The organism is Nonomuraea basaltis (genome assembly GCF_005893125.1).
Lineage (GTDB): Bacteria > Actinomycetota > Actinomycetes > Streptosporangiales > Streptosporangiaceae > Nonomuraea > Nonomuraea basaltis.
This window is the reverse complement of sequence record NZ_VCJS01000039.1, coordinates 56,549-77,328: the sequence shown is the minus strand read 5'-3', so window position 1 is coordinate 77,328 and position 20,780 is coordinate 56,549. Positions and strand designations below refer to the sequence as shown.

Sequence of the window (20,780 nt, the reverse complement as noted above, 5' to 3'; positions counted from 1 at the left end):
GCGTACGACGAACGGCGCCAGGCCCTCCCTGAGAGCCGGCGCCGCCAGCGCCGCGGCCGGGACCCTGCCCCCTGCCGCCCGAGTCCCTCACCGCTCCGTGTCCACCTGGCCGGCCCGGTCACCGGCGGTGCTCCAGCCGTTGACGTCGTCCCAGTCGGGCTGATAGCCCTGCTGCTCGGCGAGCTCGGCGACGGCTTCGGGCTGGTTCTTGAGCCGGTACAGCTGGTCGATCTGCTCCTTCTCCTGCCGGGCCACCGCGATCTGCTCACGCAGGGTGGCATCGGTGATGGCGTCCTGGGCCAGCATGGTGTTGAGCAGCAGCAGGCTGACCAGGCCGCCGGACATCAGCCCGACGACGAGCAGCACGAACGGCGCGCGCTGGCGCGCCTGACGCCGCCGCGGCGCGGGACGGCCCGGCCGCGCGGACCGCTCGCCCTCCGCTACCGGCCGCCCGGTCCGCAGGTCGTCCGCGCCGGGCCGCTCGCCCGCCGCCGGCCGCGTGGCCGTGCCCGCGGCCGCCGTGGCGGGCCGCGTGCCGTCGGGGTTGGGGCGCGCGTCAGGACGGGGCCGCGGCTTGGACTGGTGCGGCGCCGGATGCCGGCGCGTGCCCGTCTTGGGCACGGCACGGCGGGTGGTCGCACCCCGGCCGATCTCCTGCTCAGTCGTCAACACGAATCCTCTCTGCCGCCCGTAGCCGGGCCGAGGCCGCCCGCGGGTTGCGGGCGAGCTCTTCTTCGCTCGGGAGCTCTGCTCCCCTCGTCAGCAGGCGGAACCTCGGCTGGTGAGCCGGCAGCGGGACGGGCAGCCCGGGAGGGCTGGTGTCCCTGGTTCGCGCCGTGAGGGCCTGCTTGGTGAGCCGGTCCTCGAGTGAGTGGTACGAGAGCACGACCACTCGTCCACCCAGCACCAGCGCGTCGAGTGCCGCGGGGAGCGCCGCCTCCAGGGCGGACAGCTCCGCGTTCACCTCGATGCGCAGCGCCTGGAAAGTCCTCTTGGCGGGGTTTCCCCCAGTGCGCCGGGTCGCGGCGGGAATCGCTTCGCGAACGATGTCCGCAAGCCGCTTGGTTGAGGTTATTGCCTCTTTAGCCCGTTCTTTGATGATCAGGCGCGCGACACGCGGAGCGAATCGTTCCTCGCCGTAGTCGCGCAGGATGCGCGTCAGCTCCGCGGCGGAGTAGGTGTTGACCACCTGCTCCGCCGTCAACTCCTGCTCGGTGTCCATCCGCATGTCGAGCGGCGCGTCGAAGGAGTAGGCGAACCCGCGCTCGGCCTCGTCCAGCTGCGGCGAGGAGACCCCCAGGTCGAACAGCGCTCCGTTGATCGTGGTGCGCCCCGCGTGGGCGAGCACCTCGGACAGGTCGCCGGAGGAGGCGTGGACCAGGGTGATCCGTTCTGCGTACGGGCTCAGCCTGCGGGTCGAGAATTCGATCGCGAAAGGGTCGCGGTCGATCCCGATCAGGTGCAGCGCCGGGTAGGCGGCGAGCAGGGCCTCCGAGTGGCCACCAAGGCCGAGGTTGGCGTCGACGACGACCGGTGCCGGGCCGGACAGCGCGGGGCCGAGCAGCTCCAGAACGCGATCGAGCATCACCGGTACGTGACCGCCCGTGCCAGCGTTGTCGTGCATCTCCAACCCCCCTCTCGCGTCCTTGCTCGCGGATGACGCGTTCTCGATCGCCGGTCATTCCTGGGTCCCCACCCGGCGCCGCCCGGCCAGGTCCCCATCCGCACCCTCTTCGTGGACGCCTGCCATCTGACACCGGGGAAGGTGCATCAGCTGGCGGGCAGTGGTTGCGGGTGGAGACCTCGCCGAACGACATCACCGACGGATCGACCGTGGTCACTACAAGATCCCTGGCAGCACCTCCTCCGACAGATCGGCGAACGCCTGCTCCTGCGCACTGAGATAGGTGTCCCAGGCCTGCGCGTCCCAGATCTCCAGCCGGGTGTTGGCCCCGATGACAACGCAGTCACGCTCCAGGCCGGCGTACTGGCGCAGGCCCTGCGGGATCGTGACGCGCCCTTGCTTGTCTGGCTTCTCGTCGGATGCGCTGGCGAAGAAGACGCGGCTGTAGTCACGCACCGCCTTGGCGGTGACCGGGGCGGTGCTGAGAGCCTCGGTAATGCGCTGGAACTCCTCCACAGGAAAGACGTAGAGGCATCGCTCCTGGCCTTTGGTGATCACAAGACCCTCCGCCAGCTCCTCACGGTACTTAGCCGGCAGGAACAGCCGTCCCTTGTCGTCCAGACGCGGTTGATGGGTGCCGAGGAACATCGGCCCCACCTCCCGTGCCTCGTGAAGCGCTCAGCGCTGGCGCACCGGGCCCTCCACTGCGCACCACCATACTCCACTTCTCCCCACCGTCAACTGATTCGAACCGTCTTCATCATTGGTTTCCGTTGCGTTACCGCAGGTCAGCGCGATGGAGCAGGGTGGAGGGCGGCACGGCCCCGGTCAACCCTCATGGGCGTGTCGAGGGTTGAAAAGACCTCAGAAATGGGGGTCCGGGGCTTCACGAAGGTCCCCGTGGAGGAAAGTGGAGCGGAGCGTGAGGCAGCGTGTCATGAGATTCGCACTGCTATGTGACAAGAACGGGAAGATCGCCCAGGTTCCCTGGAATATCCACAAATGTCGCTCGAGAACCCACAGCGTCGTAGGGTCGTACACACAATGGAAAAGGAATGGCATGGCTCCCGCAATGGCACCGTCCGGGACAGCCGTCGCACTTCTCATGGAGGCCTGGTGGCAGTAACCCATGACGTCCCTCCCCAGCTCGACGAGCTGGTCACCACAGCCCACCGGATCCGGGAGGCGATCGAATCGGTGATCGAGGGCAAGAGCGACGCCGTCCGCCTCACGCTGACCGTCTTGCTCGCCGAGGGCCACCTCCTGATCGAGGACGTCCCCGGAGTCGGCAAGACCATGCTGGCCAAGGCGCTGGCTCGTTCCATCGATTGTCCCGTCCGCCGGGTGCAGTTCACCCCCGACCTGCTGCCCAGCGACATCACCGGTGTGAGCGCCTACAACCAGCAGACCCGGGAGTTCGAGTTCAAGCCCGGCCCCATCTTCGCCAACATCGTGGTCGGCGACGAGATCAACCGCGCCTCCCCCAAGACCCAGTCCGCGCTGCTGGAGTGCATGGAGGAGCACCAGGTGACGGTGGACGGGGAGACGTACCACCTCGACGCGCCGTTCATGGTGATCGCCACCCAGAACCCGATCGAGATGGAGGGCACCTATCCCCTGCCCGAGGCGCAGCGCGACCGCTTCACCGCCAGGGTCGCGATGGGCTACCCGGAGCCGACGGCCGAGCTGGAGATGCTCGACGTGCACGGCGGCGCCTCCCCGCTGGACAAGCTGGAGCCGGTCGCGACGACGTCGGAGGTGCGCGCGCTGATCGAGGCCGTCCGCAGCGTGTACGTCTCGCAGGCGGTCAAGAAGTACGCCATCGACCTCGTCGTGGCCACCCGCAACTCCCCCGACCTGCGCCTGGGCGCCTCGCCCCGCTCCACACTGCAGCTGGTCAGGGCGGCCAGGGCGCACGCGGCGCTGGCGGGCCGCGACTACGTCATCCCCGACGACCTGCAGGACCTGGCCGTTCCCGTGCTGGCGCACCGGCTGCTGCCCAGCATCGAGGCCCAGGGGCAGCGCCGGCTGCCCGAGCAGGTGGTGACCGATCTGATCAGGCGCGTGCCGGTGCCGGAGACGCGAGCGTCGTGAGGGCCGGAATGCGGGCGCTGACCTCCAGGGGCAGGTCGTTCCTCGCCTCCGGGATCGCGGCGCTGCTGATGGCGTTCTTCCTGGGCGAGAACGACCTGTTCAGGATCGGGGTGCTGGTGACGGCGCTGCCTCTGCTGGCTGCGATGGTGGTGGCGCGGACCCGCTACCGGCTGAGCTGCGCCAGGCGGCTCGACCCGCCCAGGGCGGAGGTGGGCGGCGAGGCCACCGTGACCCTGCGGCTGGAGAACGTCACCAGGCTGCCGACCGGCCTGCTGCTCATCGAGGACACCGTTCCGTACGCGCTGGGCGTGCGGCCAAGATTCGTGCTCGACCGGGTCGAGCCGCGGGGAGTGCGGGAGATCGACTACCGGGTGCGCTCGGACCTGCGCGGCCGCTACACGATCGGCCCGCTGTCCATCCGCATCGCCGACCCGTTCGGCCTCGTGGAGCTGACCCGCTCGTTCACGATCAGCGACACGCTCGTGGTGACGCCGCACGTGGCGGCGCTGCCGCACGTACGGCTGTCGGGCGAGTGGACGGGCGGCGGCGACAGCCGTACCAGGAGTGTGGCGGCGGCGGGCGACGACGACGTGGCGCCGCGTGAATACCGGCAGGGCGACGACCTGCGGCGGGTGCACTGGCGCTCGACGGCCCGCCGCGGCGAGCTGATGGTGCGCCGCGAGGAGCAGCAGTGGCAGAGCCGCGGCGCGCTCCTGCTCGACACCCGCAGGCACGCGCACCGGGGCGAGGGGCCGCGCTCGTCGTTCGAGGTGGCGGTCTCGGCCGCGGCCTCGATCGGCGTGCACCTCGCCCGCGAGGGCCTCGGCCTGCGGCTGGTGACCGACCTGGGCGCCGAGCACCTGACGGACACCGGCCTGAGCTGGTCGCTGCTCGACACCCTCGCCGTGGTGCGGCACAGCCCGGCCCGCTCGCTGGAGATGGGCGTGTCCGCGCTGCGCCAGGGCGGCGGCGACGGGCTGATCGTGGCCGTGGTCGGCGCGATGGAGGCGGAGGAGGCAAGGGAGCTGGCCAGGTTGCGGCACAGCGGCATCACCGGGGTCGCGGTCCTGCTCGACGTGAGCACATGGGACGGCGGCGACCCGGGGTCGACGGAGAACTATCAGGCCGTGCAGACCGTGCTGGCCGGGTACGGCTGGCGCATCGTGCGGCTGCCCGCGGGCACCTCGATCGCGTCGGTCTGGCAGGACGCCGCCCACGGCGGCAGATACACGCTCAACCCCGCCGGAGGTGCGGCATGAGGCTGACGATCGCCTCCGGAGTGGCCGCGTTCACCGCGTCGGTGCTGCTCTACCCGCTCTTCGAGGGCGGGACGTGGTTCTGGTCGGCGCTCGGCGCCGTGCTCGCCGTAGTGGCGGCCGGCCTGGTGAGCAGCCGCCTGTCGCTGCCGGCGTGGGCGGCGCCGCTGCTGGGCGTGGCCGCGACGTGGATCTATCTGACCGCGTCGTTCGCCGCCGAGCAGGCGTGGGGGCTGCTGGTGCCGACCAAGGGGTCGGTGGTGGAGCTGGGCCGGCTGACGGGCGTCGGATGGGCCGACATCCAGCGGTTCGCCGCTCCCGTGCCCACGACGGAGGGCATCACGCTGCTGACCGTCGGCGGCGTGGCGCTCATCGCGATCGCCGTGGACCTGCTCGCGGCGCGGCTGCGGCGGGCGGCGCTGGCCGGGCTGCCGCTGCTGGCGCTGGCCACGGTCCCGGCGACGATCCTGCCCGACCCGATCAGCTGGCCGGCGTTCATCGTCGCCGCGCTCGGCTTCGTCGGGCTGCTGCTCGCCGACGGGCGCGAGCGGGTGGGCCACTGGGGCCGGGCGGTGCTGGTGCGACGGACCCGCCTGGCCGCCCCACCGTCCACGAGCGGGCCGTCCGCGGGCGTCTCCGCCGACACCAGCGGGCTGCGGCTGTCGGGCAAGCGCATCGGGTTCGCCGCGATCGCGCTGGCCGTGCTGGTGCCCGCGCTGTTGCCGGCGATGGAGCCGGTGTCCTTCTTCACCTTCGGCGTGGGCGGCACAGGCGGGGGCAAGGGCAACTCGATCAGCATCCCCAACCCGATCGCGAACCTGAAGGGCCAGCTGGAGCTGCCCGAGCGGCGGACCGTCCTCACCTACACCAACAACGACGACAAGCCCCGCTACCTGCGGATCTTCGCACTCGACACGTTCGACGGCCAGCAGTTCGGCATGACGCAGCCGAAGGGATCGCCCGAGAACCGGACGGACAACGGCCCGCTGCCGCAGCCGCCCGGCCTCAGCGACAAGCCGACGGTCAAGAACGTGGTGAGCAACATCCAGATCAGCGACGAGATCGAGCGCCTGTCGTTCCTTCCGCTGCCGTACCCGGCCAGGGAGATCCGGGTGGACGGCGACTGGCGCGCGGACGTCGACACGCTGATGGTCTTCTCCACCCGCGACGTGGCCGCCGGCCTGGAGTACGAGGTGGCCACCAGCGAGCCGGAGCCGACCGCGGACCTGCTGGACTCGCTGGACAGCACCCAGCCGGGGCCGGGCGAGCGTTACATGAAGCTGCCCGAGAACCTGCCTCCCGAGATCTATCAGCTGGCCGAGCAGGAGACCGCGAACGCCACGTCGGCCTACGACGCGGCGGTGAAGCTGCAGGAGTTCTTCACCAAGACCGGCAACTTCACCTACACCCTGCGCACGCAGGGGCACGGCAACTCGGCGCTGCGCGACTTCCTGACGCGTGACCGGGCCGGCTACTGCGAGCAGTTCGCCGCGTCGATGGCGGTGCTGGCCAGGCTGGTGGGCATCCCGTCGCGGGTGGCGATCGGCTACACCGGCGGTACGAAGATCGGCGACCGGTGGGAGGTCACCACGAGCGACTCCCACTCCTGGCCCGAGCTGTACTTCGAGGGCGTGGGCTGGCTGCCGTTCGAGCCGACTCCGTCGGGGGCGCTCGGCCAGGGCAGCGCGCGCGTGCCTGCGTACACGCAGCCCGCGCCCCGCGCCACGGGCGACGCCGCGACGCCGACGCCCGGGTCGACCAGCTCGTCCGCCGACGACCCCGTCGACCCGCAGGAGCGGCAGAACCCCCGCGCGCTGGACCGCGAGAGCCAGCTCGCGCCCGGCACGCTGCCGCCGGACGACTCGATGCCGCTGATCGGCAAGATCGGCATCGGCGCCGGGGCGCTGCTCCTGCTCCTGATGATCCCCGCCGGCGTGCGGCTGATCACCAGGAACCGCCGCGTGCGCACCCTGGGCTGGAAGGTGTCGGAACCGTCCGACGAGCTGACGGCCAGGATGGTGTCGGGCGAGGGTGCCGCGGGCCGGCATCCGGCGGTCGCCGCCGCCTGGGCCGAGCTGGACGACATCCTGTACGACTACGGCATGGCCCGCGAGACCAGCGAGACGCCGCGGGCGCTCGCGCGGCGGCTGACCCAGCAGTACGAGTTCGACTCCGCGTCCGCGGCGGCCATCACCGCCATCGCCACGGCCGTCGAGCGCGTCCTGTTCGCCAGGGACCCCGGCCGGATCGGGCCCATGAAAAAGGACCTGCGCGCGGTACGGCGGACCCTGGCGGCCACGGTGTCACGCGGCAGGCGGGTGCGGGCGGTGCTGCTGCCCCCGTCGACGCTGCGGCGGCTGCGGGGCCTCGGGGAGCGCCTGCTCGACGGGTTCGACTGGCTGGAGACCATCAGGTTGCGGCGGACGGCAGCCCAGAAGGGCTCCTGAGGGGGACCGATCGAGCGTGCGGCCGTTCCCTGGGGAAACGGCCGCACGCTCTGTCGTCTCTGGACCCGGACGCCTGCTCCGTCGCCTCAGGAGCGGGGGCGGGCGTCCCGGTCGTATGTGTCCCGGCATGGTGTCCCGCCGGGGCAGGCGGGACGTCGCGCCGGCCGGGCCGTCTGTCGGCTCGGCCGGTTCAGCGCTCGTCGTGGCGGCGGCGCCAGCGCTCCTCCATGCGTTCCATGAAGCTGCCCCGGTTGCCCCGGCGGGCCTGCTTGCCCGGTGGGGCGGCCGTGCCGCCGGGGGCCGGTGCGGAGTCACCGAACCCATTCATGCGTTTCCAGCTGGACAGACCCCACAAACACGCGGCGAGCATGACCACGAAACCGCCGACGCCGAGCCAGATCAAGCTCATGACCACGCCGACCATCATGATGACGACGCCGAGAGCAAAGCCGATGGAGGCCTTGATCAGGCGACGCTTGTAATGGCTGCGCGGATCACTGATCCTTACGGTGTTGGCCCACTTCGGGTCCTCGGCGTAGAGGGCCTGCTCGATCTGGTCGAGCAAGCGCTGCTCGTGCTCAGAGAGCGGCACGGCGCCTCCCAAGGACGGCCCCAGGACGGGGAAGACGGCAACGGACGACACGGGGTGTCCGAACCTCGCGGTCGGTTATCCCCAGAATACGAGGCTGTAGACGTAGACGAAAGCAAACGTCCAACGCAGACCAAACCGGAGGTGACGTCATGGCTCCATTGTGGCCCATCTCGCCCCCCTTCCCCCAAAATCGCGGCACCGAGGCACCACGAAGTCCGGACATCGACGTCATGTCTCTGTTTCATCAAGCTTGCCACGTACGAGCGATGCTGGGACCACCGCATCGGGACCGAATCTGCGGATCGCCTTGTCCATGGCCTGCTCCGCCTCGCGCCAGCCGGTCTCACGCTCGCCCAGACCGAGCTGCCGGGTGGCCTCTCCGGCGGGGCGGAGATTTTCCATCCTGACCCCCACCAGGCGCAACCGCACTCGCTCGAGGCCTGCCGCCCGGAACAGCTCACAAGCGGTGGCATAAATCACTTGGGCCACGTCGGTCGGCTCACGCAGCGTGCGCGAGCGGCTGATCGTGGTGAAATCGGCTCGGCGTAGCTTCACACTTACAGTTCTTCCCACATGTCCGCCCTTACGCATCCTGGCGGCCACCCGCTCGGACAGGCGCAGCAGCTCCCGCCTGATCACCTCTGGGTCGTCGATGTCCGCGGCGAACGTCTCCTCGTTGCCGATGCTCTTGTCGGGCACATGGGCGCTCACGGGCCGCTCGTCGCGCCCCCAGGCCAGCGCCGCCAGATGACCGCCCACGGCCTGCCCCAGCTCGCGCTGGAGGGTGCTGGGAGGAACTCTGGCCAGGTCTCCGACGGTGCGAATGCCGAGGCGTACGAGGGACTGCTCGGTGCGCTCGCCGACGCCCCAGAGGGCCGACACGGGCAGCGGATGGAGGAAGTCCACCACCTGGTCGGCGGGCACGACCAGCAGCCCGTCCGGCTTGCACTGCTTGGAGGCGAGTTTTGCGATGAATTTGCTGCTGGCCACGCCCACGGAGCACGTGATGCCGTAGCGGTCGAGGACCTGCTCCCTGATCATGGCGGCGACGGCGGCGGGCGGGCCGAGCCGGCGTCTGGCGCCGCCGACGTCGAGGAACGCCTCGTCGGACGCGATGGGCTCGACCAGCGGGGTGACCGTATGGAAGATCTCCATGACGCCCTTGGAGACCTCGGAGTATTTGCCGTGGCTGGGCGGGATGATCGTGGCCTGCGAGCACAGCCGGCGCGCCCGGCTCATCGGCATCGCGGAGTGCACGCCGAAGGACCTGGCCTCGTAGGTGGCGCTGAGCACGACGCCGCGCCCGGCGGGCGAGCCCACGATCACCGGGCGGCCGCGCAGCTCCGGGCGCTCGAGCAGCTCGACGCTGGCGAAGAAGGCGTCCATGTCGACGTGCAGGATCGGGCAGCCGCTGTCGTCGACCCCGGTACGCGGAGCGGGGCCGATGCCGGTGATCTGCTTACGAGACACGCCGCCGATTCTATCCGAACAGGAATTCGATACAGAGGGGTGCGGTCATGAATTCTTCCCTCCCCGCGCCTCAGGCCCGGTGCCCGAGCACGTGCAACTGCGTAGCGATGTCCCGGAGCACGGGATGGGTCGCGGCGGCCTGCTCCAGCGCCACGAGCGCCTCGGCGGCGCCGGGCTCCCCGTCGACGAGGCTGCTGGGCACCAGGTCGGCGAAGACCCGCACGCCGTGGATGGCGCCGACGGCGAACCCGGTCGCGGTCAGCAGCTCGACCAGCGTCTCGGCGGCGAAGCGCCGGGGCGTGGGGTCGCGGTCTCCCCAGCTTCCTCTGGGGTCGTCCAGCACGGTCCGTGCCTCGTCGAAGTGGCCCACCAGGGCCCGGTGGATGGCGCTGGCGACCGGGTTGGCGGCCAGCACGCTCACGGCGCCGCCCCTGCGCAGCACGCCCGCGACGGCGGTCAGCGCGCTGATCGGGTCCTCGACGTATTCCAGCACGCTGTGGCACAGCACCAGGTCGGCGCTGTCGCGGCTGAGCAGCTCGCCCAGGTCGGCGGCGTCGCCCTGCAGGGCGCTGACGCCCACGCCCTTCTCCTTGGCACGGCGCTCAAGCGCGGCCAGCGAGTCGGGGCTCGGGTCGACGACGGTGACGGTGTGACCGAGCGCGGCCAGCGGCACGGCGAACCCACCGGTGCCGCCGCCGGCGTCGACGATGTCGAGCGTCTCGCGGCCCGTGGCCGCCGTCCGCTCGGCCAGCACCGCCCGCAGCGCGTCCCAGACGACGGCGGTCCGCACCGCCGGGGTCCTCGTGACGCCTTCAGCACGCAACGTCGGCTCGCCTCCCTCTCCCCCGCGAACTGCTGCTTCGCGGACGGCTCCTTCGCGGACGGGCCCAGCCTACGCCGTGCATGCGATCGCTCGCTCCCCACCCGCGAGACCCGCCTGTGCGGCCCTGGCCCAACCGTCGCGTCCGATGCCGGCCGTCGGGTCCGGATGCCTGCCCGTCGCGTCCGGTGCCGGCCGTCATGTGCCGTCGTATTCGGCCGCCAGCCTCTTCGGGGCGCGCAGCCGCCATGCGTCCACCAGCAGCTCGCCCATCTCCTCGGCGTCCACCTCGCCGAGCCGCATCAGCACGATGGCGTACCCGTCGTAGTGCGGGGTGGTGAAGAACGTGGCGGGCTCGGCGGCGACGAGCCCGGCCTTCTCCTCCTCGCTCGCCACCGGCAGCACCAGCGCGTCGCCCTCTTCGCGCATCCTGGCGAACCACTTGCCGCGCACGTAGAAGGCGGGCGTGCCGTACATGGTCTTCTCGCCGGTCTCGGGCAGCGCCAGCGCGATCCGGCGGACGTCGTCTTCGGACACCATGCACACGATGGTCACACAGAGCAGGAACGCCGGAAAAGGGCGCGTCGCGGCTGGTGACGCGCCATTTTCCGTACGGTCGCGGGCGCCCGGGCCACGCGGCCAGGCACCGCCGGGGGCGGCGGTCGGACGCCTGACCGCGTGACGGTACACGTCCCTCGCCTTCGCGAGCCGTGCAGGCCGGCGTGGTTGGAACGTACCCCGAACGCGTACGGCCGTTACGGTGTCTAAAGGGTGAGGCTTGGCTTGAGTTGCTTGAACCGGGCCAGCAGCCCGTTGATGAACTGCGGCGACTCGTCGGTCGAGAGCTCCCCTGCCAGGTGCACCCACTCGCTGATGACCACACCCTCGGGCACGTCGGGCATCCACAGCAGCTCGTACGTGCCGCCGCGCAGCAGGTTGCGGTCGACCGCGGGCATGCGGTCGAGCGTCCAGCCCTCGGAGTAGGTGGTGATCAGGTCGTCGATGCGCGCGTGGTGCCTGGCGACGCCCTCGACGATGGTCGAGGTGTATTCGTTCACCGGGGGCTCCTGCCGCTCCACGCGCTCGGCGAGGATCTTCAGCGGATCCTCGCTGCGCAGCTCGGCCTCGAAGAGGATGTCCAGCGCCCGTCTGCGTGCTTTGCCTCGTGCCGACACCTCAGGCCCGGCCGAGGTATTCGCCGCTGCGAGTGTCGACCTTGACCTTCTCGCCGGTGGTGATGAACAGCGGCACCTTGATCTCGGCACCGGTCTCCAGCGTGGCGGGCTTGGTGCCGCCGGTGGAGCGGTCGCCCTGCAGACCGGGCTCGGTGCTGGCGATGGTCAGCTCAGCGGCGGCGGGCAGGTCCACGTAGAGCGCGGCGCCCTCGTTGAAGGCCACCGTGGCCATGGTGTTCTCCAGCATGTAGTTGGCGGCGGTGCCGACCGTGGCGCTGGGCACGTTGACCATGTCGTAGGTCTCGGTGTCCATGAACACGAAGTCGTCGCCGTCCTTGTACGAGTACTGCATCTCGCGCTTGTCGACGTTGGCCACGTCGACCTTGACGCCGGCGTTGAAGGTCTTGTCGACGACCTTGCCGGAGAGCACGTTCTTGAGCTTGGTGCGCACGAACGCGCCGCCCTTGCCCGGCTTGACGTGCTGGAACTCCACAACGGCCCAGAGCTCACCGCCGTCGAGCTTCAGCACCATGCCGTTCTTGAGGTCGTTGGTCGTCGCCACTCGTTCTTCTCCCGCGTGTGGCCGCTCTAAAGGACGAGCAGCTCCTTGGTCGTCTTGGTGAAAAGTTCCGGCCCGCCCTCACGTGTCACGAGGGTGTCCTCGATGCGAACCCCTCCTCGGCCCGGAAGGTAGATCCCAGGCTCGACGGTGATCGGAACTCGATCCTTTAGTCTACCGGTCCGCGAGGGGCCCAGGAACGGCTCTTCGTGGATCTCCAGGCCGACCCCGTGGCCGAGACCGTGCCTGAAATGGCCACCGTGGCCCGCGTCCTCGATGACGGAGCGGGCCGCCGCGTCCACGTCCTTGGCCTCGGCGCCGGGGGCGAGCGCGTGCCGGCCCGCGCGCTGCGCCTCCGCGACCAGGTCGTAGAGCTCGCGCTGCCAGGCGGCGGGCGTGCCGAGACTGACCGTTCTTGTCATGTCGGCGTGGTAGCCGCCGTAGCGGGCGCCGAAGTCCATGGTCACCAGGTCGCCGGCGCGCAGCTCCCGGTCCGTGGGGGTGTGGTGCGGGATCGCGCCGTTCTCGCCGGCGGCGACGATCGTGTCGAACGCGGGCTTGTCGGCGCCCAGCTCGGTCATGCGGTTCTCGAGGCGGCGGGCGAGGTCGCGCTCGGTCATGCCCGGGATGATTTGTACGGATATATCAGCAAACGCCTGATCGGTGATCTCGCAGGCGGTCCGGAGCAGCTCCAGCTCGCCGTCGTCCTTGACCGCCCGCAGCGCCTCCACCACCGGGCCCAGCGGCACCAGCCCCGCGCCCAGCCGCCGGTACGTGGCCACGCTCATGATCGCCGCCTCGATGCCGGCGCCCGGCTCGGCCAGCGTCCCCGCCACGTCCGACGCCTCGACCGACGGCACGTCCAGCGTGCGGGCCTTGTCGATGTAGCGGTTGTCGGTCGCCAGCAGCGCCGACCCGTCGGCCCTGACCAGCACGGCCGCGTTCGAGCTGGCCAGCCCGGTGAGGTAGCGGACGTTGATAGGGGAGGTGACGAGCAGGGCGGGGACCTCGCGGCCGGGCAGCAGCTCGGCGAGCCGCGCCCGGCGCGCCGGGTAGTCGAAGGTCATTTCGCCAATGTACGGGCAACGCTCAAAGGTTACGAAAGCACGCGACAGGACCGCCCGGAGAAGCCCTTTCGCCGGCCGTCCAGGATCCGCCGTCCACTCGGCCAGGCCCGCGCCGCGCCATCCGAAGCCGTCCCCGTTCAGGGGCCCGGCGGCAGGCCGTCCGCTCAGCCGGCCTGGATCCGCCAGTCGTTCATGAAGTTCGCCAGCGGGCCGGACGAGTCCATGTCGCCCTTCTCCTGGGCCCGCCGCAGGTCCTGGTACAGCTCGGCGACTTGGCCGACGGTCGAGCCGGTCTTCCCCTCGTCGAGCTTCCTGGCCGCCTTCTGGATCTTCTGGCGGACCTTGGCGGCGAACTCAGGGTTGATCCCGCCCTCGCGCTCCTGGTATCTGACCGCCTCGTCGAACCTCCCCAGCCACTCGCCCCACCCGCCGGGCGGGACCTCCGTTCCCAGGGTGGCCTTGGGGGGCGCCGTCTCGCGCAGGGAGCCGGGCGAATCGCCGTCGGGCAGGATGGAGGCCACGATGCCGGGGGACGGGTCGCCGGTGGGCGACTCGGTGAGCGTTTCGATGGGTGTTTCGGTGGGCGTCGCGAACGTGGTGGGCGCGGCGGTCGGGGTAGGCCCCCCGGCCGGCTGCTCGCGCGCCCCGGCCCACATCACCATGCCCACGGTCACCACCACAATGGCCGCCACTGCCGCGCCGAGCTGCAGGAACAGCTTGCGATTGGGCGCCGGCCCAGGCTCCGGCTCGCCGGCCTGGAACACCGCAGTGTCCCCGGCCCGCGGCCCGGCGCCACCCGGCCCGCCCAACTGGTAGATCTCGGTGGCACCCAGTCCCGCCGTGGCCGGCCCGCCGCCGTGTGCGGCGCTCGCCCCCGGACCGCCGTGCCCGCCCACCAGGCCGCCGTCCCGCAGGGCGACGCCGGTCACGGGTATCGCCGCCGGGTTGGCGCGCGGCCGCGCGATGCCGGCCAGCGCCCGCCGGATCGCCTCACCGCCGGCCGGCCGCTGCGCGGGATCCTCGGCGATCATGGCCAGCACCAGCCGATCCAGCTCGGCGGGCACCTCGGCCCTGACCGCACTGGGCAGCGCGGGCTCCACCCGGGAAGCCCTCGAGGCACCCGGCCCGCCACCGGCCAGGCCCGGCTCGCCACCCTCGCCACCGGTCACGCCGGGCTCCCCAGCGCCGCCGGGCTCACCGCCGCCGGCGGTCCCGGCATCCCGTACCTGGCCCTCGAAGGGCGGGCGGCCGCAGAGCAGCTCGTAGCAAACGCATCCGAGCGCATACAGATCCCCGGAAGCCTCCGCCGTCCCCCCGGCCGCCCGCTCGGGCGCCACGTAAGGGCCCTCTCCCGGCGACGGCCGCTGGTCGTCCAGCCCGAAACCGACGACCTTGAGCACCCCGCTCCCGGCCCGCCTGAAGCTGCCCGGATCGATCTCCCCGTGCACCACCCCGGCCCGGTGCGCCGCGTCGAGCCCCGCCGCCGCCTGCCCGATGAGATCGCACACTTCGACGATCTTCAACGGCCCGCCCTCGGCGAGCTCCTCGCCCAGGCTGAGCCCGGTGAGGTACTCCATCACCAGGAACGGAGCCCCGTCGTGCTCTCCGACGTCCAGCACCATGGCCACATTCGGATGGATCACCCTGGCCACGGCCTGGGCGTGCTTCCTGAGCAGCTCCCGCGCGGCGGCCCCCGCGGCCTTGGCGCCGAGCACCTTCACGGCGACGACCCAGTCGGCCCGCGTGTCGTACCCCCGCCACACCTCGCCCATGGGCCCGCTGCCGATGAGCTCGTCAAGCCGGTACCGGTCAGCGATCAAGGACGGCGTCGCGTCGGACATATACCCGCCAATTGCTCGAACATCAGGATTTCGACCCACGATAGGGCCCTCCAGCACCTGCTGCCTCGCCATCACCTTGCTGACGCGCCTGTGCGAGGCGCTCGGGTGCCAGCGGCGCTACCCGGCGATCTCCTTGATCTTCTCGATCAGCCGCACCCGGTCCTCGTGCGTCCTGCCGAACGGCGCCACGTTGAGCGTGGTCACCCCCGACTCCTTCAGCGCCTGCACGCGGTCGCGCACGAAGCCCTCGTCGCCGATCAGCGACATCTTCTCCAGCAGCTCGGCCGGCACCTGCGCGGCCGCCTCCTCCTTCTTGCCCTGGAGGTAGAGGTCCTGGATCAGCTCGGCCTCCTTCTCGTAGCCGTAGCGCCTGGCCAGGTCGTTGTAGAAGTTCTTGCCCTTGGCGCCCATGCCGCCGATGTAGAGTGCCGCCATCGGCCGCCCGAACTCCAGCAGCCCCGCCACGTCGTCGCCGATCGCCAGCGACGCCTGCGCGATCACGTCCAGCTCGCCCAGCTCGGGGTCCCGCTTGGCCTTGCCCGCGGCCAGCGACGCGCCCCACACGTCGGCGGCCTTCTCGGGCACGTAGAAGATCGGCTCCCAGCCCTCGGCCAGTTCAGCGGCCAGCTCGACGTTCTTGGGGCCGATCGCGGCGACCACGATGGGGATGCGCGGGCGTACCGGATGGTTGATGATCTTCAGGGCCTTGCCGAGACCGGTCCCCTGGCCGGGCGGGAGCGGCACCGTGTAGTGCCGGCCCTCGTGCTCCAGGCGCTCGCGCCGCCACACCTTGCGGCAGATCTCGATGACCTCCCTGGTACGCCCGAGCGGCGCGGTGTACGGCACCCCGTGGAACCCCTCGATCACCTGCGGCCCCGAGGCGCCGAGCCCGAGCGTGAAGCGGCCGTCGGAGACGTAGTCCATGCCCGCGGCCGTCATGGCCAGCAGCGTCGGCGTGCGCGAGTAGATCGGCAGAATGCCGGAGGCGATCTCCAGCCGCTCGGTCTTGGCCGCGATGTAGCCCATCTGGCTGACGGCGTCGAAGCTGTAGGCCTCGGCCACGAAGACGATGTCGAGCCCGGCCTGCTCATAGTCGGCCAGCTCGACCACCGACTCCTTGAAGCCACCCGAGTAGTTGAGTGCCATACCGATGCGCATGCCGGGCTCCCCATGAACCGAATGATGTTCCGTTTCGACCGGGAGCTTATCGCGTCAGCGTGCGGGACGGGGAGCGGCTAGCCTGGTTCGGGTGCTGAGACGGGTTGTGGTGGTGGTGTCGGTCGCGGTGGCCGCAGCCCTGGCGGGGCACCAGCTGATCCCCGCGCTCGGCGGGTTCACGCCCGTGATGGAGAGCCTGCTGCCCTGGATCGGGCTGACCGTGCCGCTGCTGCTCCTCGCGGCCGCGCTGGCGCGTTCCCCGGTGGCGGCCGCGGCGGCGCTGGTCCCGGGCGTGGTGTGGGCGGTGATGTTCGGCTCCACGCTGTTCCGCACGCCGCCCGGCGGCCCCAGCGACCTGGCCGTGGGCACGGTCAACGTGGGGGTGACCAACAGCGCCTCGGGCGAGGCCGTGCGCGTGATCGCCAAGGACCTCGACCTGCTCGCGGCCCAGGAGCTGACCAGCGGCGGGCCCGCGGCCAGGCAGCTCAACAAGATGCTGAAACACCACTACACGGTCAGCACGGTCGGCCTGTGGAGCCGCTACCCGATCAGCGAGGCCAAACCGCTCGACGTCGGCATGGGCTGGCCGCGGGCACTGCGCGCGGTGGTCACCACGCCCAAGGGCAAGGTCACCGTCTACGTCATGCACCTCGCCTCGGCCCGGCCGGGGCACACCACCTCGCGCGACGCCTCGCTCACCCATGCGCGCAAGCTCGTCGACGCCGACCCCAGCAAGCGGATCCTGCTGCTCGGCGACCTCAACACCGCCACCACCGACCGGGGCATGCGGGGGCTGACCCCGCCCCTGACCGACGCGCAGACCGTGGCGGGCGACGGGTTCGGGTTCACGTGGCCGTCGGAGTTCCCGATCACCCGCCCGGACCACATCTTGTTCAAGGGGATGACGGCGACCGAGGCGGGCGTGGCCCCGGCGACCGGCAGCGACCACCGTGCCGCCATCGCCTCACTGCGCCTCTAGCAACCTCACCGCTCCATCAGTCAGCCTCACTGCGTCTTCAGCAGATCGAGGTCCTCGGGCGTGTCGATGTCGGCCGGGCTCCCATGCTCGTCGCACGGCACCTCGGTGACCAGCTCGGGGTGCGCCTTCAGGAACGGCCGGGCGCCGACGTCGCCGACGGCCCGCTCGGCCACCTCGGCGAAGTGCTCGCGGGCGATCAGCACGGGGTTCCTGCGCCGCCCTCCGTAGGTGGCGACCGCCACCCCGGCGCCCGCGCCGATCAGCGCGCGCACCGCGCCGGGGTGGATCAGGGGCTGGTCGACCAGCGCGATCACGACGGACTCCGCCTTGTCGGGCAGCGCGCCGAGGCCGACGCGCAGGGACGAGCCCATGCCCGACGCCCAGTCCGGGTTGCGTACGGTGACCGCGCCGCGCACCTGCACGGTTGCCGCGCCCAGCACGACCACGACGGGGTGGCAGCCGCCGTCCTCCAGCAGCCGCACGCCGCGGTCGACCAGCCGCTCGCCCGCGTACTCGACCAGCGCCTTGGGCGTGCCCAGCCGGGCGCCCTGGCCGGCGGCCAGCAGCAGCCCCGCCACCTTGGCCGACTTCATGTCGTCTCGTGGTGGATGCGGCCCTTCGTGGCGGACAGCGGCCGGCCGGAGCCGCCCCAGCGCAGCTGGATCAGCTCGGCGGCGATCGACACGGCCGTCTCCTCGGGGGTGCGCGCGCCGAGGTCGAGGCCGATGGGCGAGCGCAGCCCGGCCAGCTCGGCTTCGGTCAGGCCGGCCTCGCGCAGCCGGTCCAGGCGGTCCTCATGGGTACGGCGTGAGCCCATGGCCCCGACGTAGCCGGCGTCGGTACGCAGCGCCACCTCCAGCAGCGGCACGTCGAACTTCGGGTCGTGGGTGAGCACGCAGATCACCGTGCGCTCGTCCACCTGCACGGAGGCCAGGTAGTCGTGGGGCCACTTGACCACGACCTCGTCGGCGTCGGGGAAGCGCTTGGCGGTGGCGAAGATCGGGCGGGCGTCGCAGACCGTGACGTGGTAGCCGAGGAACTTGCCCACCCTGGCCACCGCGGCGGCGAAGTCGATGGCGCCGAACACGAGCATGCGCGGCGGCGGCGCGAACGAGTGCACGAACACCGCCAGGTCGTCCAGCCGCCGCTCCCCTTGCCCGCCGTAGTGCCGGATGCCGGTCAGGCCCTGGGCGAGCATGCCGCGGGCGTCGTCGTCCACGGCCTCGTCGAGGCGTTCCAGGCCGAGGGTGCCCGAGGAGCGGTCGGGCCAGATGATCCGGCGGGCGCCGACCTGGCCGGGACCGGAGACGACGGTGGCGACGGCGACCGGCTCGTGGGCGTCCACGGACGCCGCGACGTCACCCAGCTCGGGGAAGGTCTCGATCGAGACGGGCTCGACGAGGATGTCGATGATGCCGCCGCAGGTGAGCCCGACGGCGAACGCGTCGTCGTCGGTGACGCCGTACCGCTGCAGGATCGGTGTGTCGATGTCGGCGGCCAGCTCGAACACCGCGCCCTCGACGCAGCCGCCGGACACGCTGCCGACCACCTCGTCGCCGCGCACCGCCATGGCCGCGCCCGGCGGCCGCGGCGCGCTGCTGAACGTGCTCACCACCGTCGCCAGCCCGAACCTGAGCCCCGACCTCCACCACCGCATGATCTCCGGCAGCACGTCACGCATGGGCGAGCCTTTCGCTGAGTTGCTCGTAGGCGGCCAGGCTGTGCCCGGCCACCAGGTCGTCGAGGTACGGCAAGGCGGCCCGCATGCCGCCGGTGAGCGGCTGGTAATCCGCGTACCCCTTGTGCGGGTTGACCCAGATCACCCGGTGCGCCTGCCTGGCCAGCCTGGCCATCTGCGTGCCCAGCAGCTCCGGATCACCGCGTTCCCACCCGTCCGAGGCGATCACCGCGATCGCCCCTCGCGCGCTGAAACGGGCGAGGTACTCCTTGAGCTCCTCCCCCAGCCGCGTTCCCCCGCTCCAGTCCGGGATGACCTTCGACACCTCGTTGAGCGCGGTGCCCGGGTCGCGGTGCCGCAGCTCGGCCGTGACCTCGGTGAGCCTGGTGCCGACCGAGTAGACCCTGGTGGCCCGGGGCTCACTCCTGGCCAGCGCGTGGGCGAAGCGCAGCAGCGTCTCGGCGTACGGGGCCATCGACCCGCTGACGTCCACGAACAGGACGACGGTTCGGGGCCTGGTGGTGTGCCGCTTGCGGCGGAGCCTGGCCACCTCGCCCTTCCTGAGCGCGTCGCGGATGGTGCGGCGCTGGTCCAGGACACCCCGGTGAGCGCTCTCGAACCGGCGCGAACGCCGCCGCGCCCGGCCGCTTCTCAGCATGGCCAGCATCCGGTGCACCTCGGCCCGCTCGGCCTCGGTCAGCCCGGCCACGTCGCGGTGCCGCAGCACTTCTGTACGGCTCGCGGTCGCCGGCGCCGCCGTCCCGTCGTCACGGCCCTCTGCCGCACCGTCTCGCGCGGCCAGGTGCCTGGTGACGCTCGTGGTGCTGGTACGGGCCATCGCCGCCCTCTGCCCGCCGAAATAGGCGGCGAAGCACCGGTCGTACCTGGGCAGGTCGTCAGGCGTGGCGCACAACGTGAGCCGCCCGGCCCAGTAGACATCGCCGGAATCGGTCACGTCGAGGTGGTCGAGCGCCTGGAGCATGCTCTGCGTCCGGTCGTGATCGGCGCCGACCCCGGCCGCGCGCAGCGTCCTGGCGAACCCCGTCACGGTGGCGACCAGCTCATCCATGGGCCAGCAACCCGTTCCCGAGAACGTTCGCGACATCCTCCCGGTACTTCAGCGCCGCGCCCAGCGTGGCCGCCGCCCGCCCCGGGTCGAGCTCCTTGGCGCCCAGCGTCAGCAGCGCCTCGGTCCAGTCGAGCGTCTCGGCGATCCCGGGCGGCTTGACCAGGTCGGCCTGGCGCAGCCGCTCGGCCGCCCGCGCCACCTGCATGGCCAGCGTCTCGGTGCAGTCCGGCAGCCGCCGCAGCAGGATCGCCACCTCGCGGTCGAAGCCCGGGTGCTCCAGCCAGTGGTAGAGGCAGCGCCGCTTGAGCGCGTCGTGCACCTCCCGCGTCCGGTTGGAGGTCACCACGACCACCGGCGGCGTCTTCGCCCTGACCGTGCCCAGCTCGGGAATCGAGATCGTGAAATCGGACAGCACCTCGAGCAGGAACGCCTCGAACTCGTCGTCCGCCCGGTCGATCTCGTCCACGAGCAACACGCTCGGCTGCGTCTCGACGGCCTTCAGCAGCGGCCTCGCGATCAGGAACCGCCGATCGTAGATCTCTCCCTCCAGCCTGCTCACGTCGGTGACCCCGGCGGCCTCGGCGGCTTTGAGGTGGAGGAGCTGGCGGGCGAAGTCCCAGTCGTAGAGCGCCTGGGCGGCGTCCAGCCCCTCGTAGCACTGGAGCCTGATGAGGGGCGCCTTGAGCAGCGCCGCGAGGGTCTTGGCCAGCTCGGTCTTCCCGACGCCCGCCTCCCCTTCGAGGAAGAGCGGCCGCCCCATCTTCAGGGCCAGGAAGACGGCCGTCGCCAGCCCTTCGTCGGCCAGATAGGCGTGCCGGTCGAGAAGCTCGATGAGCTTCTCGGGCGACTCGATGTCCATTGCCTTGATTGTCCGCCGCAGCACGCCTTCAGGCTACGTCGACACCCGGGTCGACGATATTCCTCACCGCAACCAATCGCGCACAATAGTTG

The 20,780-nt window shown here is 71.3% G+C and carries 20 protein-coding genes; 4 read left to right on the top strand and 16 right to left on the bottom strand.

The window, feature by feature from the left end:
* Positions 1–87: 87 nt before the first annotated feature.
* The 3 genes from EJK15_RS20330 to mraZ all read right to left on the bottom strand — a co-directional run bounded on the left by EJK15_RS20330 (position 88) and on the right by mraZ (position 2,272).
* Positions 88–669 (bottom strand): hypothetical protein, encoded by a 582-nt coding sequence (locus EJK15_RS20330; RefSeq protein ID WP_138712034.1) that lies wholly within the window; start codon positions 667–669, stop codon positions 88–90.
* Entirely contained in the window at positions 659–1,624 is a 966-nt protein-coding gene (gene rsmH / locus EJK15_RS20325; RefSeq protein ID WP_138712033.1) for a 16S rRNA (cytosine(1402)-N(4))-methyltransferase RsmH, read from the bottom strand. Before rsmH ends, EJK15_RS20330 begins: the two co-directional genes overlap by 11 nt.
* A gap of 216 nt (positions 1,625–1,840) precedes the next feature.
* Positions 1,841–2,272 (bottom strand): division/cell wall cluster transcriptional repressor MraZ, encoded by a 432-nt coding sequence (gene mraZ / locus EJK15_RS20320; protein ID WP_138712032.1) that lies wholly within the window; start codon positions 2,270–2,272, stop codon positions 1,841–1,843.
* Positions 2,273–2,668: 396 nt separating this feature from the next.
* Between mraZ and EJK15_RS20315 the strand changes: the two genes are divergently transcribed.
* The 3 genes from EJK15_RS20315 to EJK15_RS20305 are packed head-to-tail and all read left to right on the top strand — an operon-like array spanning position 2,669 to position 7,421.
* Positions 2,669–3,718 (top strand): AAA family ATPase, encoded by a 1,050-nt coding sequence (locus EJK15_RS20315; RefSeq protein WP_420847075.1) that lies wholly within the window; start codon positions 2,669–2,671, stop codon positions 3,716–3,718.
* Complete coding sequence (locus EJK15_RS20310) at positions 3,715–4,977, top strand: DUF58 domain-containing protein (protein ID WP_138712030.1); 1,263 nt, start codon at positions 3,715–3,717, stop codon at positions 4,975–4,977. The genes EJK15_RS20315 and EJK15_RS20310 overlap by 4 nt, the downstream gene beginning before the upstream one ends.
* Positions 4,974–7,421: a transglutaminase TgpA family protein gene (locus tag EJK15_RS20305; RefSeq protein WP_138712029.1), complete on the top strand. Its 2,448-nt coding sequence runs from the start codon at positions 4,974–4,976 to the stop codon at positions 7,419–7,421. Before EJK15_RS20310 ends, EJK15_RS20305 begins: the two co-directional genes overlap by 4 nt.
* A gap of 190 nt (positions 7,422–7,611) precedes the next feature.
* Here EJK15_RS20305 and EJK15_RS20300 read toward each other — a convergent pair whose 3' ends face one another.
* The 9 genes from EJK15_RS20300 to EJK15_RS20260 all read right to left on the bottom strand — a co-directional run bounded on the left by EJK15_RS20300 (position 7,612) and on the right by EJK15_RS20260 (position 16,103).
* Positions 7,612–8,013, bottom strand: a complete 402-nt coding sequence (locus tag EJK15_RS20300) for a DUF3040 domain-containing protein (RefSeq protein WP_138712028.1) — start codon at positions 8,011–8,013, stop codon at positions 7,612–7,614.
* Positions 8,014–8,241: 228 nt separating this feature from the next.
* Positions 8,242–9,483: a DNA polymerase IV gene (gene dinB, locus EJK15_RS20295; protein ID WP_138712027.1), complete on the bottom strand. Its 1,242-nt coding sequence runs from the start codon at positions 9,481–9,483 to the stop codon at positions 8,242–8,244.
* A gap of 70 nt (positions 9,484–9,553) precedes the next feature.
* Positions 9,554–10,273 carry a methyltransferase domain-containing protein gene (locus EJK15_RS20290; protein ID WP_171074426.1) on the bottom strand — a complete coding sequence of 240 codons (720 nt, stop codon included), beginning with the start codon at positions 10,271–10,273 and terminating at the stop codon, positions 9,554–9,556.
* Between the two features lie 228 nt (positions 10,274–10,501).
* A complete protein-coding gene (locus tag EJK15_RS20285; protein ID WP_138712025.1) occupies positions 10,502–10,843 on the bottom strand; it encodes an MmcQ/YjbR family DNA-binding protein in 342 nt (113 codons plus the stop codon).
* Positions 10,844–11,067: 224 nt separating this feature from the next.
* Positions 11,068–11,478, bottom strand: a complete 411-nt coding sequence (gene nusB / locus EJK15_RS20280; RefSeq protein ID WP_138712024.1) for a transcription antitermination factor NusB — start codon at positions 11,476–11,478, stop codon at positions 11,068–11,070.
* Between the two features lies 1 nt (position 11,479).
* A complete protein-coding gene (efp, locus tag EJK15_RS20275) occupies positions 11,480–12,040 on the bottom strand; it encodes an elongation factor P (protein ID WP_138712023.1) in 561 nt (186 codons plus the stop codon).
* Positions 12,041–12,066: 26 nt separating this feature from the next.
* Positions 12,067–13,104: a M24 family metallopeptidase gene (locus EJK15_RS20270; protein ID WP_138712022.1), complete on the bottom strand. Its 1,038-nt coding sequence runs from the start codon at positions 13,102–13,104 to the stop codon at positions 12,067–12,069.
* Between the two features lie 164 nt (positions 13,105–13,268).
* Complete coding sequence (locus tag EJK15_RS76340; RefSeq protein ID WP_171074425.1) at positions 13,269–14,945, bottom strand: serine/threonine-protein kinase; 1,677 nt, start codon at positions 14,943–14,945, stop codon at positions 13,269–13,271.
* A gap of 117 nt (positions 14,946–15,062) precedes the next feature.
* Entirely contained in the window at positions 15,063–16,103 is a 1,041-nt protein-coding gene (locus tag EJK15_RS20260; RefSeq protein WP_138712020.1) for an LLM class F420-dependent oxidoreductase, read from the bottom strand.
* 91 nt (positions 16,104–16,194) lie between these two features.
* Here EJK15_RS20260 and EJK15_RS20255 point away from each other — a divergent pair, with 91 nt between their 5' ends.
* Positions 16,195–17,082 (top strand): endonuclease/exonuclease/phosphatase family protein, encoded by an 888-nt coding sequence (locus tag EJK15_RS20255; protein ID WP_240777078.1) that lies wholly within the window; start codon positions 16,195–16,197, stop codon positions 17,080–17,082.
* Positions 17,083–17,108: 26 nt separating this feature from the next.
* Here the strand turns inward: EJK15_RS20255 and EJK15_RS20250 are convergent, their stop codons facing one another.
* The 4 genes from EJK15_RS20250 to EJK15_RS20235 are packed head-to-tail and all read right to left on the bottom strand — an operon-like array spanning position 17,109 to position 20,688.
* Positions 17,109–17,675, bottom strand: a complete 567-nt coding sequence (locus EJK15_RS20250; protein WP_138712019.1) for a nucleotidyltransferase family protein — start codon at positions 17,673–17,675, stop codon at positions 17,109–17,111.
* On the bottom strand, positions 17,672–18,763 hold the full coding sequence (locus tag EJK15_RS20245; RefSeq protein ID WP_138712018.1) for an XdhC family protein: 1,092 nt from the start codon (positions 18,761–18,763) through the stop codon (positions 17,672–17,674). Before EJK15_RS20245 ends, EJK15_RS20250 begins: the two co-directional genes overlap by 4 nt.
* Positions 18,756–19,829, bottom strand: a complete 1,074-nt coding sequence (locus EJK15_RS20240; RefSeq protein WP_138712017.1) for a vWA domain-containing protein — start codon at positions 19,827–19,829, stop codon at positions 18,756–18,758. The genes EJK15_RS20245 and EJK15_RS20240 overlap by 8 nt, the downstream gene beginning before the upstream one ends.
* On the bottom strand, positions 19,822–20,688 hold the full coding sequence (locus tag EJK15_RS20235; protein ID WP_138712041.1) for an AAA family ATPase: 867 nt from the start codon (positions 20,686–20,688) through the stop codon (positions 19,822–19,824). Before EJK15_RS20235 ends, EJK15_RS20240 begins: the two co-directional genes overlap by 8 nt.
* Between the last annotated feature and the right edge of the window lie 92 nt (positions 20,689–20,780).